This window comes from Algoriphagus aurantiacus, assembly GCF_035156405.1.
GTDB classification, from domain to species: Bacteria; Bacteroidota; Bacteroidia; order Cytophagales; family Cyclobacteriaceae; genus Algoriphagus; species Algoriphagus aurantiacus.
The window spans coordinates 1-15,471 of the sequence record NZ_JAXRUT010000051.1 but is presented as its reverse complement, the minus strand read 5'-3'; the positions used below and the strand labels follow the sequence as shown (position 1 = coordinate 15,471).

Annotated in this window: 11 protein-coding genes; 6 read left to right on the top strand and 5 right to left on the bottom strand. The window is 39.2% G+C overall.

Annotated elements, in window-relative coordinates; genetic code table 11:
- The first annotated feature begins 493 nt into the window (after nt 1-493).
- The 3 genes from sbnA to SYJ56_RS25210 are packed head-to-tail and all read left to right on the top strand — an operon-like array spanning nt 494 to nt 4,757.
- Entirely contained in the window at nt 494-1,477 is a 984-nt protein-coding gene (gene sbnA, locus SYJ56_RS25220; RefSeq protein ID WP_323839067.1) for a 2,3-diaminopropionate biosynthesis protein SbnA, read from the top strand.
- A gap of 32 nt (nt 1,478-1,509) precedes the next feature.
- Nucleotides 1,510-3,321 carry an FAD/NAD(P)-binding protein gene (locus SYJ56_RS25215; protein WP_323839065.1) on the top strand — a complete coding sequence of 604 codons (1,812 nt, stop codon included), beginning with the start codon at nt 1,510-1,512 and terminating at the stop codon, nt 3,319-3,321.
- 2 nt (nt 3,322-3,323) lie between these two features.
- Complete coding sequence (locus SYJ56_RS25210; RefSeq protein WP_323839063.1) at nt 3,324-4,757, top strand: type III PLP-dependent enzyme domain-containing protein; 1,434 nt, start codon at nt 3,324-3,326, stop codon at nt 4,755-4,757.
- A gap of 206 nt (nt 4,758-4,963) precedes the next feature.
- Here SYJ56_RS25210 and SYJ56_RS25205 read toward each other — a convergent pair whose 3' ends face one another.
- Nucleotides 4,964-7,378: an alpha-ketoacid dehydrogenase subunit alpha/beta gene (locus tag SYJ56_RS25205; RefSeq protein WP_323839062.1), complete on the bottom strand. Its 2,415-nt coding sequence runs from the start codon at nt 7,376-7,378 to the stop codon at nt 4,964-4,966.
- A gap of 433 nt (nt 7,379-7,811) precedes the next feature.
- Between SYJ56_RS25205 and ald the strand changes: the two genes are divergently transcribed.
- Nucleotides 7,812-8,930 (top strand): alanine dehydrogenase, encoded by a 1,119-nt coding sequence (ald, locus tag SYJ56_RS25200; protein ID WP_323839060.1) that lies wholly within the window; start codon nt 7,812-7,814, stop codon nt 8,928-8,930.
- Nucleotides 8,931-9,140: 210 nt separating this feature from the next.
- On the opposite strand, the gene SYJ56_RS25195 is transcribed toward ald, so the two are convergent.
- Complete coding sequence (locus SYJ56_RS25195; RefSeq protein ID WP_323839058.1) at nt 9,141-9,761, bottom strand: LysE family translocator; 621 nt, start codon at nt 9,759-9,761, stop codon at nt 9,141-9,143.
- Nucleotides 9,758-11,308, bottom strand: a complete 1,551-nt coding sequence (locus tag SYJ56_RS25190) for a GH3 family acyl-acid amido synthetase (protein ID WP_323839057.1) — start codon at nt 11,306-11,308, stop codon at nt 9,758-9,760. Before SYJ56_RS25190 ends, SYJ56_RS25195 begins: the two co-directional genes overlap by 4 nt.
- A 48-nt stretch (nt 11,309-11,356) precedes the next feature.
- Here SYJ56_RS25190 and SYJ56_RS25185 point away from each other — a divergent pair, with 48 nt between their 5' ends.
- Nucleotides 11,357-12,025, top strand: a complete 669-nt coding sequence (locus SYJ56_RS25185; protein ID WP_323839055.1) for a YggS family pyridoxal phosphate-dependent enzyme — start codon at nt 11,357-11,359, stop codon at nt 12,023-12,025.
- A gap of 274 nt (nt 12,026-12,299) precedes the next feature.
- Nucleotides 12,300-14,090: a metallophosphoesterase gene (locus SYJ56_RS25180; protein ID WP_323839053.1), complete on the top strand. Its 1,791-nt coding sequence runs from the start codon at nt 12,300-12,302 to the stop codon at nt 14,088-14,090.
- A gap of 79 nt (nt 14,091-14,169) precedes the next feature.
- Here SYJ56_RS25180 and SYJ56_RS25175 read toward each other — a convergent pair whose 3' ends face one another.
- The gene (locus tag SYJ56_RS25175; RefSeq protein WP_323839052.1) at nt 14,170-14,949 is read right to left on the bottom strand and encodes a YoaK family protein; all 780 of its coding nucleotides are present in this window, start codon (nt 14,947-14,949) and stop codon (nt 14,170-14,172) included.
- A gap of 335 nt (nt 14,950-15,284) precedes the next feature.
- Nucleotides 15,285-15,471: hypothetical protein (locus SYJ56_RS25170; protein WP_323839051.1), on the bottom strand; the 187-nt coding region annotated here is incomplete at its 5' end.

Sequence of the window (15,471 nt, the reverse complement as noted above, 5' to 3'; positions counted from 1 at the left end):
TTTGAAAACTACATGGCTTGATTTCCTATATTTGGTCATAGCCCAAATATAAGCATAGCTACTAGCACATGACCACCTGCAAAGCAGGTGGATTTCTAAGTTGAATTAAAGTGCTGAGCAATATTCTACTTGAAGGCTTTTGGGGAAAATAATAGAAGTTGGTGCAGTAGTTTTGGGGTAAATTATTCCTAGTTGTTGTACAGAATTCTACAGTTTCAGTATATATTACGTCTTCCTGCCTTCCATTATACTTCAGGATATAGAATTTCTCATACCGATAATTTGAAGTAAATTTTGACTTCATAATTTTTTCATAAAAACCTGACAATCATTGATATAACCTATAGTTAGAAAAAAAAAACAGCTAAATACTCAGGTATCTTTCTAATGCAAAAACAACGTAAACGAAAAGTATATTCTCGTGCCGCTCACCTAGTGAAAGGTATAGGTTCGATTTTAGTGTTCAAATATGGGTAAGTTAACCAAGTATTAAATGACTAACCCACATCATCCGTACTATTCCAGAATTTTGGATACAGTTGGACATACACCATTGATTAAATTAAACAGGTTATATCCTGACAGTCCACATCGGATTTTTGCGAAGATGGAAAGCTTCAATCCCGGTGGAAGCATTAAAGACCGCACTGCGCTGCAGTTGATCACCCACGCCATGGAAGATGGAAAATTAAAAAAAGGGGATATCGTCGTAGAATCCAGCTCGGGTAATATGGCCATAGGGCTGGCCCAAACCTGTAAATACTTCGGTCTAAATCTGGAAGTGGTGGTAGATCCAATGGTCAACAAACAGAATATCAAAATCATCCGTGCATATGGAGCCAAAGTCAACTTTGTAGAATTTCCTGCCGAGAGGGGTGGATACCTGCAAGCTCGTCTGGATAAAGTTCAGCAGATATTGGACTCAAATCCAAGAAGTTTCTGGACTAACCAATATGGAAATCGCCAAAATCCTATAGCTCATAGGCAGACCATGCACGAAATCGTCAAGGATCTGGGAAAGGCACCTGATTACATTTTTGCGGCCACCAGTACCTGCGGGACGCTTATGGGCTGCGCCGATTACATTAAAAAAAATGATTTAAAAACCAAAGTGATAGCAGTAGATGCAGTGGGTAGTATAATTTTTGGCACTCCAGCAGGAGAACGAAAAATCCCAGGACATGGGGCAGGCAGAAAATCCCAATTTCTGGATAAAGAATTAATAGATGATGTGGTACATGTAAATGACGAACAGTGCATCAAAGGATGTCACCGACTTCTAAATACTGAAGCAATTCTCTGTGGCGGTTCTTCTGGAGCAGTTACCTGGGCCGTGCATAAATTGAGTACAACCTTACCAGATGGTGCTACTATTGCAATGATATTATGTGACAAAGGTGAACGGTATCTCGACACCATCTATAATGAAGATTGGGTAAACGAAAATATCCTCAAGCTTGAAAAAGTTCTTGTTTAATCTTTTCCACATTAGCTTTAAAGAACTTTCAAATGATCGAAAATACTATTTTAAAAAAAATAGCAATTGTAGGATTAGGACCAAAAGGTCTTTATGGATTGGAGCGCTTGCTCGCTAATATAGCTAACTCCAAAAAAAAATATCCAGTAGAAATCCATCTCTTCAATAAAACAGCTTCATTTGGAGCGGGAGATATTTATAATCCAGAGCAGCCCTCCTATCTATTGATGAATTATGTCAATGGCTATATCAATATGTGGCCCGACCAAGATCCTAAGCCCGCTGTTCCCCTACCCAAATCCTTCGTGGGTTGGCTATTGGACCACAAAGATGAATTTCCTGAAGACAATGCCAATACATTTTCTTCCCGTGCGACGGTGGGCAGATATCTTTCAGAAGGCTTTGAAGCACTTCTCCAAGCTGCTCCTAAAGAAGTATCCTTTGTAAAGCACATAGGAGATGTAATTGATATTCAGAATGAAGGAGAAACCTATACCCTATTCTATAGAGAATCCCGTGATAGATCTACGCAAGAAGTAAATGATCTCCACAATATTCTCATTGCAACTGGTCATCCCTGCGTCAATGATCCAGAATCTCTTTCTCAAACCAACCATGTTGATTTTATATATCCTGTAAAGCAACGGCTTGAACGTATTTCGACAGGGAGCAAAGTAGCCATTAAAGGAATGGGGCTAACCTTTATCGATGCTATTTTAGCATTGACGGAGGGTCGGAATGGAAGATTTAAAAAGAATGAAGGAGGCAGTCTCACTTACATAAAATCAGGTCTGGAACCAGAAATAATATACCCCTTTTCTAAATCGGGATTGATGATGATTCCCCGCGGAAATACATTTGATAATCCCTCCCATAAACCGTTTTATTTCAGCAAAGAATCTCTTGAATTTATTGAGCCACTGGACGGTAAATACGATTTTGAAAGAGAGCTTTTACCCTTGATTGAACTGGAATACAGGGCAGTTTTTTATGGTAAAAAATTCAAAGAAAAAGGGCTTGAACTATTACTCTCAAGGGATTTTACTGAAGTAGAATTTCAAATAGAAAATTTCCACAAAGAGCATCCAGACGTGGGGCGATTTAGTTTTCAAGATTTTCTTGAGGAACCAATTTCTGATAATAATCTACATGAAAACACACTGGAAAGCGCTCGAAATAGCATTCTAGAAGCAGAAATTGGGGTAAAAACAAGTCCTTTTGCAGCAACGGCTGATCTTTGGAGGCATCTTAGCGATTTTTTCAACGAGCTCTACAAATTCGGTGGGTTAAAGCCTCAATCCCAAAAAATCTTCCTTGAAAAATATGCTGGGCATCTCAATAGGATCTCTTATGGCCCACCTATTAAAAACATGAAAAAAATCTTGGCCGTAGCTGAAGCTGGGCTGATCGATTTCTCATATTCTCAAAATCCGGAAATCACAGAAGCAGATAAATTTTCACTTGGGATAAGAGCAGATGATATTGCCCATGCGGATTATTTGGTGGATGCGAGAATCCCTAAAATTCAATTGCACCGTTGTGCAGGAGAATTATTTGGAAATATGTTGGAAAAACAGCTCATCCATCCCTATGTCAACAGACAGGAAGGACGGCTAGATTATAGACCAGGTTGCCTTTCAATTAATGAAAAAGGACAGCCTCTGGATGATACAAGATTTGCCAACGAATCACTTACTTTTGTAGGTACTCCATCGGAAGGATTGACCTACGACAATGACACACTCTCCAGAAAAAGAAATGATTTCGTAAGTGGCTGGGCAAAAGATCTTACCGAGAACATTCTCTCCTTACAAACAGAAACTCAATTCAACTCTAACTTTTAGATATGTCCAATCTCCCAAAATTGACTCCGATCACGTCTCCATGGATGCATGAGCTCATGGATAAAAAGACTGTATTGAACGAACTACTAGAAAAGTATGGCTCTCCGATAAACATCCATCAAACGGACCCGATGGAGGATAATTTCAACTCTTATCAAACAGTTTTTGAAGAGCTTGGACTTAAGCATAAAATCTTTTTTGCCCGTAAAGCCAACAAAACCAAAGGTGTGGTCCAAGAGGCATACAAGCTTGGAATGGGTATAGACACAGCTAGTTACCAAGAATATGTCCAGTGCCTGGAAATGGGAATTGATGCCAAGGATTTAATTGTGACAGCTGCTGTGAAAAACAGGAAATTGGTAGAAAAGGCTGTACATCATGGAAGCTTACTTATTCTAGACAATGAGGATGAGTGTATCCTTGTCCAAAAAGTTGCCGAGGAACAAAATAGGAAAGTGGCTATTGGATTTCGAATTAGCGGATTCAATCTGAAAGTTAAAAAGCTATATAGTAGATTTGGATTTGACATGCTGACCATTGAAAAATTCATTAACAGAAATTTTTCAGAAGCGGAAAACTATAATCTTTTGGATTATAAAGGTTTACACTTCCACCTTAACGGCTATTCAATAGAGGAGCGAAGTTATGCTTTGGCTCAATGTCTGGAATTGTCACAGCTATTGGCAGAGAAAGGATTTAAGACAGACTTCATAGATATTGGAGGTGGTATACTAATGAACTACCTCAAAGATGAATCTGAGTGGGACTATTTTCACCAGCAGCATCGCAAAGCGGTCAGTAAACTTAAAAATGAAATTACCTTCGGGAACCATGCATTGGGATTGGAAATCTGGGGTGGGGCCATACGTGGGGAGTCAAAAACTTACCCATTTTGGAGCTTCATCACCAAAGGTGATTTTCTTCGAAAAATACTTTCCCATAAAACTCATTCAAATAAGAGTGTGAGCCAAATAGCCAAAAATCTTGACATAGAAATCAGGATGGAACCCGGCCGATCCATGTTAGATCAAGTAGGCATGACAGTAGCTAAAGTATCCTATCGGAAACAGGATTCCAATGGTGACTGGTTAGTAGGCCTAGAGATGAATATGACTCAGATGCTCAGTGGAAGTGCTGATTTTATGCTGGATCCATTCGTTGTATATCAGGAAGAAGACGATGAAATGGAACCAGCGGAAGTATACTTTACGGGTGCGTATTGCTTGGAGCGAGATATACTGCTGAAACGAAAAATACCTTTACCTGCTCTACCAAAAGTTGGAGACTTAGTAATATTTGTCAATACAGCCGGGTACATGATGCATTTTTTCGAATCCAGTGCTCATCTATTTCCGTTGGCCGCCAACCTAATCTGGAATAGAAGTGCAGAAAATGGCATCATAAACACATCACAGTTTCAGAATGATGAAGACTAGCCCTTTTTTGAGATGTGGATTTTCGGCGATAGAGTTTAAGTAGAATCAATAAATATGTGTATCCGCATGAATGCACGTACTAGAACTATTACTGGTTTCAGCCTGCCCCCCCTTTCCCCCTTTAAAAAAGGGGGAATTGCCAAATTTGAACTTCAAGTATTAATTCCCAGAGAAAACACATTCTTTTATTAATAATATAATCTCTCTTATATCGCTGGAAATTTTTTAGGATTCACCTCAGTCATCATCGCATATACTTTCTCCACTACATCTTCTACACTTGGCTTGGAGAAGTAGTCTCCATCGGATGAATAAGCTGGTCTATGAGCTTTTGCGGTGATAGTTTGGGGCTCAGAATCCAAGAATTTAAACACATCTTGACCTTCGATTACTTGCTGTAACATAAAGGCCGATCCTGCTCCTGGCACATCCTCATCTGCAAAAATCACTCGATTAGTTTTCTTAATAGATTCTCCAATGATCCCATACACATCAAATGGCAATAAGGTTTGCACATCCAGCACCTCTATCTCAATACCCAATTCTGACAGGTCACTGGCTGCTTCCATTACAATTCTACACATAGAACCATAAGTCACGATGGTCATCTCAGAACCCTCCCTAAGCACTTCTGGTTTACCCAAAGGAACTGTGTATTCACCTAAGTTCAGAGGCATTTTCTCCTTCAGTCTATACCCATTGAGACATTCAATAACGATGGCAGGTTCGTCAGACTTCAATAAGGCATTGTACATTCCAGCGGCTTGCGTCATATCTCTAGGTACGCAGACGACCATTCCTCGCAATGAAGAAAGTATCATTCCCATAGGTGACCCAGAATGCCATACACCTTCCAATCTATGTCCACGAGTACGAACAATCATTGGGGCTTTTTGTCCTCCCTTGGTGCGATAGTTAAGACAGGCAACATCATCTGAAAGCATCTGAAGCCCATAGAGCAAATAATCTAAGTATTGAATTTCTGCAAGTGGTCGTAAACCTCTCAAAGCCGTACCTATACCCTGCCCAATAATGGTACATTCTCTAATACCTGTATCAGAAACCCGAAGCTCGCCATGCTTTGCCTGCAATCCTGCAAAAGCTTGATTCACGTCACCAATTTTACCTACATCCTCTCCAAATGTGAAGAAGCGAGGATCTTTGGCTAAGGTGATATCAAAATAGGCCTGCAAAATTTCCCTCCCATCAACTAAAGAAGATTTGTCATCGAATTTGGCAGGAACTTCCGCCACATTCAACACGCTCCATTCTGAATGGCTATACAAATGGCTATTATATCTATCAAAATTCAAATCAGACTGCTTTGCATACCAGGCTTTCAATGCAGCCTTTACAGAAGGAGCATCCAATCTCAAAATTAACAGTGCTTTTCGTACTGCTATGACAACATCCTTTCTTATTGGATTAATTGTTTTAGAAAGCTCCTCGGCAAGTTGATTGATTAATACTTTCCTGGTGCTTTGCTGGGCAGCGGTTCTAAGTAGTACGACAGCTTCATTTAATTCATTTTTGATTTCGCTGGAAAACTTAGCCCAAGCAGCTTCCTTTTCTTGCTTTACCTGAGCTTTGGCTTCAGCCTCAATTTTGTCCAATTTATCCGCATTGGCAATTTTATTACTTAGGATATATTCTCTGAATTTGGAAATACAATCCCAATCCTTTTCCCACTGAAGACGCTTAGCATCTTTATATCGCTCATGCGAACCAGAAGTGGAATGTCCCTGTGGCTGAGTCATCTCCAACACGTGAATCATCACTGGAACATGCGACGTTCTAGCCAACTCGCCAGCTTCTACATAGGCATTTAGCAACGCCTCATAATCCCATCCATTCACGCGGATTATTTCAATTCCTTTCTGCGAATCAGTTCTTTCAAAACCTGCTAATGCCTCAGAAATACTGCCTTTGGTTGTATGAAACTCATTTGTCACAGAAATACCGTACCCATCATCCCAAATGGAAATTACCATAGGAACTTGCATTACACCGGCGGCATTAATCGTCTCGAAAAACATTCCTTCAGAAGTAGATGCATTTCCGATAGTACCCCAGGCTACTTCATTTCCATTGACAGAAAAGCTCTTCAAATCCTTCAAGCCTTTATTTTCTCTAAAAAGCTTTGAAGCATAAGCCAGCCCAAGAAGTTTGGGCATTTGAGCAGCTGTGGGAGAAATATCTGCTGCAGAATTATACATTTTCGTCAGATCCTTCCAACTTCCGTCCTCATTTAGAGATCGGGTAGCAAAGTGACCATTCATGAGACGACCCGCACTTGCAGGTTCTGCCTCCACATTTGTATATGCGTATAGTTGAGAAAAGTATTGTTGTACTGTCAATTCACCGATAGCCAGCATAAAAGTCTGGTCTCTGTAGTAACCTGAGCGAAAATCTCCAAGCTGGAAGGCTCTTGCCATGGCTATTTGGGCAATTTCCTTACCATCTCCAAAAATCCCGAACTTCGCTTTCCCCATAAATACCTCTTTCCGACCAACTAAAGATGCGTGCCTACTAATCATAGCGACTCGAAAGTCTTCAAGTATTGCCTCTTTAGAGAGATTCGGAGAATTCAGGTTTTTTGGAACTGATTGAACTTCTGACATAAGGTTAATTTACTAAAGTTATTTGGGTTTTGATTTGATGATTATATCAATCATTCAAAAATAACCAAATCCATTTTCTATGCAAATTTCAACATTATAATTTACCAATCTAAAATTTTGAAAGTGGTGTTAATCTAGAATTAAATCAGAATTAAATTTTGAAATTCAAATATTAGCCAATAATTGATGTAAGAAAATCCAAAACCCTCCTCACTATAAACCAAGGATTTAGCAAAAAAACAACCTCAAAATTATCAATGCTTAAAATTCAATTTTTAAAATATTTTAAATGTTTAGAAATTTAATCAAAACATAATTTTGAAATCGCCCTATTTTCGAAACCAGACCAAATACTATTCTTTATCGTGCAAATTGATAACTATCCGCTTATTATATTTGTGCACGAGTTAATTTAAATCCAAATATTTAAGTCATGATCATAGGTGTTCCGAAGGAAATTAAAAACAACGAGAACCGTGTAGCCCTTACCCCTGCCGGTGCAAAAGAATTGGTAAAAAGAGGTCATTCTGTTTACGTTCAGCACACCGCTGGTGAAGGAAGTGGCTTTCCAGACGATGTATATACAGAAGCTGGCGCTACTATTCTTCCTACTATCGAAGCGACATATGAGATCGCTGAGATGATTATAAAGGTGAAAGAACCTATCGAAGCGGAATACAAACTGATCAAAGAAGATCAATTGCTGTTCACCTATTTTCACTTTGCTTCCTATGAGCCTTTGACTAAAGCTATGGTAGCAAGTAAATCCGTATGTCTTGCTTACGAAACTGTAGAAAAAACTGATAGAAGCCTTCCTCTTTTAGTTCCAATGTCTGAAGTCGCAGGGAGAATGGCAGTGCAGAAAGGTGCAAACTATTTAGAGAAACCACTTGGGGGAAGAGGTATTCTTCTCGGAGGAGTACCAGGCGTACTTCCTGCCAAAGTCTTGATTCTTGGAGGTGGTATCGTAGGCACTCAAGCTGCATGGATGGCTGCAGGTCTTGGAGCAGATGTGACTATCATGGATGTCAATCTACCTCGATTGCGCTATTTGGCTGACGTGATGCCTGCAAATGTGAATACTATGATGTCTAATGAATATAACATTAGAAAATTGATTCAGAATCACGATTTGATTATTGGTGCTGTATTGATTCCAGGTGCTAAGGCCCCTCACTTGATCACTCGTGATATGCTGAAAAAAATGCTTCCGGGCACTGTGCTAGTAGACGTAGCGGTAGATCAGGGTGGTTGTATCGAAACATGTAAGCCTACTACTCACCAAGATCCTACTTTTGTTATCGATGAAGTGGTTCACTATTGCGTAGCAAATATGCCAGGTGCTGTACCTTATACTTCTACTCTGGCTTTGACCAATGCTACTCTTCCTTATGCTATGCAATTGGCAGATAAGGGCTGGAAAAAAGCAGCTCAGGATAATCCAGATCTAGTACCGGGCTTGAATATTATCCATGGTGACATTGTATATCAGGCGGTAGCTGAAGCCTTTGGTATGGACTACACACCAGTTGTAAAATATTTAGCTGACTAATCTCAGTAAATTTCAATAGATACAAATCTCTCTGGTGAAAACTGGAGGGATTTTTTTTGAAACACCTATTTTACCACTTAAAGCACGGAGGTTTTCGCAGAGGCCACAGCTTGAAAAATTAGTTTTTTTACCCTTCCCATCAATCAGAAAAAAATTGCACTAACACTGCACACTCAGCGAAAACCTCTGTGCCCACTGCGGTTTAAAAAGCTACCCCATAGCAAACCAGATCAGGCGAAACCCAAAACCTATCATAGCCACACCTACAGCTTTGTTTAGCCAAAACATAAATCGTGGAGTTACAAAATGGGACAATTGCTTTGCTATATAAGCTTTGATCAAGTCTATCGAGAATACTGTCAGAAGGATCCCAGTATAATAAAGCCACACATCCACTGAGTCAAAGGATGCTTTTAGATGAACCAGACTGGCAATAGAAATCCAGAAGATCAGCACAAATGGATTGATTCCATTGATGCTAAATCCTTTCAGAAAAGCGCTGCGTTTCTTGGCTCTCCGCCCCTCTTCCAAATTAACTTCAGGTTTGGTTGCTTGCCTTTTTAGCAAATAACTCAATCCAAATCCAATCAAAATGGCTCCGCCTGCATAACCCAAAATAGATTCAAAATAAGTTGCCTTGGCCAAGAACTTAACACCAAAAAAAGTAAGCAGCACATAGAGTGTATCACTGGTCAAAATTCCCAAGGCAACCATTGTGGCATAGCGAAATCCATGCTCAAGGCTATTTTGAATCAGTGTAAAAAACACAGGACCAATCATTGCAGACAGCAAAAGCCCCATGCTGCTTCCTTCCAGCAATGCATGACTCACAGCGGTAGCTCATTTTTGATTAGAAATTCCTGCCAACTTGCGGCTTTATCGCCCTTGAGCACCCGTGGAAACTTGTACTGCCCTCCCTCTTTGCCTTGTTCTTTTAGCCAAGCATAAAATAACGAAGATGGTAAAACTGTAACTTTCACTTGTTTCAAAGCGTGATTTCTCTCCACTGCATAGTCATCATTAAGTGCTTTAAGATGTTTATCTAAAGTCTTTCTTAGGGTATTTTTTTTAACGGTGGCATCCGAACCTATAAACCAATGATGTGCAAACAGACTTCCATGAGGAACTCCAATCACAGTGAATTCGCGGATATTCATATCATGATCTTCGGCAGTCAGCTCGATGGCTTTGTTCATATTATCCACCGAAAGATGCTCCCCACAAAGACTCAAAAAATGCTTTGTCCTGCCGGATATAACTATTTCTGATTCTTCCTTGGACACAAATCGAACGACATCACCAATCAAATATCTCCAAGCCCCAGCGCAGGTACTGATCAATAGCGCATAATCCTTTCCCTCCTCAACTTCATCTATTTTTAAGGTATTTGCATGCGGTTTGATATTTCCCTCCTCATCAAAATTCTCGTCATTGAAAGGTACAAATTCATGAAAAATCCCATTGTTCAGTACTAATCGCATGGATTTACGATTGGGCAAAGCCTGAAAAGCCAAAAATCCTTCCGAGGCCAAATAGGTCTCTAAGTATAACAATGGCTTGCCTAGCAGCTTTTCAAAACCTTTTTTATAAGGCTCAAATGAAACTCCACCATGCACAAAAATCTGGAGATTCGGCCAGATTTCATGGATATTGTCGACTTGATATCGCTCTATAATTTTTTCGATTAGAATCTGTAGCCATGCTGGCACGCCAACGATGATTCCAATGTCCCAAGACTTTGCTTTCTCCACGATCTGATCCAGCTTATCCCCCCAGTTTTTGCTTCTCGAAATCTTTTTGCCCGGCTTATAAAAGCGCTGAAACCAAATCGGTAATCTTCCTGTGGTAATCCCACTAAGATCTCCAGAGAAATATGTACCATTAAACTCCAAATCGGTACTTCCTCCCAACATCAAAATCCCCCGCGTCAAAAGTGAAGCTGGAAGGTCATATTTTGAAAGGGATAGGATTTGGCGAACACCTGTCTTACGAATGGCTTTCACCATATCCGTGGTGATGGGAATAAATTTGGAAGTAGCCCCGGATGTGCCGCTACTTAGAGCAAAATATCGGACTGGACCAGGCCAGGTGACATTTGGTTTCCCCTCTAGTAGTTTGTGCCACCATTCCTCATGAATGCGGCTGTAATCATAAATAGGCACTTGAGATTTATATCGCTCATAAAACTCATTTTCGCCCCAGCGAAAACCTTTTAAAATATTAGGGAAATCATACTTCCGTCCAATCTCTGTGTCAACTGCATGAATCAGCAATTTCTTCAATTCCTGACGTTGGAGTTCTAATGGATGAGAGTACTCTTGTTCTAGACTCTCTCTCAGGCGAATGCCTTTTTTTAGCAAAGTACTAATGATCGCCATATCTTTGTTTTGGGCCTTTTAAAAAAAAGTAACGCATAAAAATAGAAAATGGACATCAAAGCCAACCTTGAAGCAGTAAAAAAAACATTCATAAATCAAGAATGCCGGCTCGTAGCGGTGAGTAAAACTAAGCCAATAGAAGATCTTAAAGATGCCTATTCTGCTGGAATTCGAGACTTTGGAGAAAATAAAGTACAAGAACTTCAATCTAAACAACCTGAGATGCCTGACGATGTCAAATGGCATATGATCGGTCACTTGCAAAGCAATAAGGTAAAATACATTGCACCTTTCGTGCATCTAATTCATGGCGTGGATTCCTTTAAGCTTCTGCGAGAAATCAACAAGCAAGGAAAAAAGATGGACAGAAAGATTAATGTACTGCTTCAAATGCATATTGCTGAGGAAGAATCTAAGTTTGGTTTTGATAAGGAAGAATTGGATGAAATGCTCTCCAATCCGGACTTTCTAAGTCTCAGTCATGTTAGGATTCAAGGGGTAATGGGCATGGCGACATTCACTGAAAATGAAGACCAGGTAAGAAAGGAATTCAGAGGATTGAAAACACTTTTTGAAGAGCTGAAAAGCCGTCAACTTCCAGAATTCGTCCAACTTAAAGATATTTCTATGGGCATGAGTGGGGATTATCAGATCGCTCAGGAAGAAGGAAGTACGATGGTAAGGATTGGCTCAGCGATCTTTGGAGGAAGGGGTTGATTTTGGGTTGCTTGCCCTGAGCGAAGTCGAATGGTTAGTTTGGGAATTTAAAATGCGAGAATTGAGAATTTAAAGTTAGCTGGAACCATCCCATTTTTGGTTAATTGCCCGAACCCAATTCAGAACTATTTACGTTTCCAAATAGGTAATTATATTGTTCAGATTACTCTACCCAGATAGATATTTCGAAATTATTATCTTTTGTCCTTTTGCCCGCAAGCATTTATCTAATTCCATAGGATTTGGTTTCTTTGTGAAATACACTTTTTATCAAATGACGAGTTACAAAATCAAGTTCAAGCTGATGATTGTTTTAACAATCAGCCTTTTCCCATATATTTTAATTGCCCAGCATACCGGACCTTCCATCGCCTTTTTATCTGATATACACCTTCAGGATGTTTATGGGGATTTTGAAAGTAAAAATTTCAATGGCATATACAATTTAGGATCAGATAAATACGCCACTATCCGAAGCATGCGGAGCCAGTTAAACTCCACTCGCTTATTCAATGAAAACTATTTTGCATTCTTACAAGCGCTTGAAAACATTAGGAAAGAGGGTATTCGGATAGTTGTTTTGCCTGGAGACTATACTGATGATGGACAACCTATGAATGTCATTGCCCTAGAAAAAATCCTTCAAAGATATTCTCAAGATTATGGAATGCGGTTTTTCATCACCACTGGGAATCATGATCCAGTCTCCCCTTTCGGTTCTATTGGTATGAAATCAGACTTCCTAAGCGAAGAGGGCAAAGAAATAGGTGTTATAGGCGATTCAACAAAAGTCTCTAATCTGTATCCTGTTTATTCAAGCCAAATAAATCATTGGGGCTATTCAGATATTCTATCTTCTCTCCATGAATATGGTTTTTTTCCGCAAGAGGAAGATTTGTTTTGGTCTCATCCTTTTGAAGAGCTGGATTACAAACTGTACAATTATAAAACGTCTCTAAAAAATTCTACCCTTAAAAACAGAAGTTATAAAGATCCTAACTCTGGCCACCTTCTGCCTGATGCCAGCTACGTGGTAGAACCCACAGAGGGATTATGGTTACTGGCAATTGATGGAAATGTATTTAATCATCCAGAGTCTAATGGATCATATGATTCTACAGGTTGGAAGGGATCAGGCAATGGGTTTAATGTGGCTATTAGATCAAAATCCCACCAACTTGAATGGATTGAAAAAGTCAGTAAGGAAGCTGAGAAACTAGGGAAAACTCTGATTTCCTTTAGTCATTATCCATTAGCAGATTTTAATGATGGGAGCAGTGAAGCAATGAAATCTCTCTTTGGAGAAAATAAATTCCAGCTTTCACGAGTTCCACTACCTGAGACAAGTCAGGCCTATGCTGAGGCTGGTATAAAAATCCACTTTGCCGGGCATATGCATTTAAATGATACTGAATTATTCACTAGTGGAGATTCATTGTCATTATTGAATATTCAGGTTCCCTCACTAGCTGCATTTCCAGCAGCATACAAAACTCTAGAAATTCTTCCTTCTGAAAATGTTTTAATTCAGACCAAGTCCATCAATAAAGTAAATCACTTTGATGAGTTTTTTGATTTATATCAATCCGAACATAAGTACCTGAGCACCCAAAACAATTCTACAATCTGGAATCGGGACATTCTGTTATCGAGTGACTATTCAGATTATACTTTGTTTCATTTAAAAGAGCTAATTCGACTTAGGTTTATCCCAAGTGACTGGCCAGAGGACCTTGGAATCAATCTTCAAAACAGTTCACTTTCAGAACTAATATCCAGTCTAAAAATTACTAAAACCAGCTCCAGCAAATACTTTCATGAAAAAGGAAAAGTATTAGAGGATTTTTACCTGATGAAAAATGGAAGTGATTTAGGTATGGAATTGATCCCATCCGAACGCCTAAAATTTTATCAGAATTTCACTATTCCAGAATCCAATTCCTTTCATGAGAACGATCAAAATTTGATAGCTTTTTTCCATATTTTACAGAAAATGAGTCTGGATTTACCTTCCAAAAACTTTACAATTGATTTACGAACGTTAGAGATAGTAAGAAAAAACTAAGTGTTGATAATTTCTGATGTTTCAAAAATCTTGCGGATACTCACAAACCGATTTATAATGAACCGAGGCGTAGGGAAATTTAAGCGGTTCTAGAGTACACAAACGGCTTACTAGTCTTGGGCACTTCCTTCTTTTGACTATACTTTCTTTTGGCTTTTAATACGCTATACCGGAAGTCATCGTAAAACAAACTACCCAGCAAAATCAACGCTGCAATAAGTAAGGTGTTGAGTTCCCACTCAGCTTTAGAATAAAAGAAACCTCCCGTTAGACCACCTCCAAAAAAGAAGGATATAATAAAAACCCGAAGCTTGATTGTCGCATAGAGCTTCCCTCTTTTTGGATATACTTTTGGAAAGAACAACTGGGAAATTTCTATCCCCAAGTCTGTAAAAAGTCCAGTTAAGTGAGTGGTGCGCACTATGGCGTTGGAAATCTTGGTCACATAGGAATTCTGCATCCCCATAGCAAAGAGAAGTAAACAGGCAATCAAGTCAGGATACTTCAATCCCGCAAAATCACTAAACAATGCAATGGTTATCAAAAGGAGACTTTCAATTATTCCTGGTAATACAAAAACATTGAGCCTTTTATTTTCCCTAAATTTTTCTATTAGAAGGCTTGCAAAAAATGATCCTAAGAAAAAGGACAAAATGTAAATGAAATAAATGGTTCCTCTCCAAAAATCGAGGTTTGCCACATCATTGATGAAAAGGGCAAAATGCCCAGTCACATTCGTCGTTAGTTGCTTAAATGCCAAAAAACCAGTGACATTGACTATTCCGGCTACAAAAGATAGCACAGAGGCAAGAAGAAGATTATGCTTGAAAGTACGGCTCTTACCTTGATGTCTAAACATTTACTTTTTCGGTTACTTTCTAGTAAAAAAGGACCTAATTACAAAGTCTTAAAACTTTTAATTCAACATCTTTAAAGACACTTGACATTTAATCTGCTTGCGAATTTACATCTCATCTTACAAATTGTAGCATTTCCCATAAGAGTACTAGCTCAAAAAACCTCGCGGATTCTTCCAAGTCGATCTACAATGTACCCTTTTCAGTGAGTAAGTCACTCGCGTAGCCTCTAACTAGGCTTCTAGGAAAACATTATCAATTAAGTCTTCACTAACGGAGATGAAAATTACTTGATTTAACCCGCATTCTAAGACGTTGAGAAAGTAACGTAAAGTAGCTAACTTTTGAGGGCAGCATGAAAGCCTAGGCATCTAATGGTGATTTTATCCCTTCCCGCATTCTGGTAGAAATGAAAATCCCCAACTGGTAAGGTCGGGGATTTTGAAACGTTAATTGGTGACCATGTATTAGCATGGATCCCGTATGGAATAATCAAATCAAATATACATTTCTCTTGCTGCATT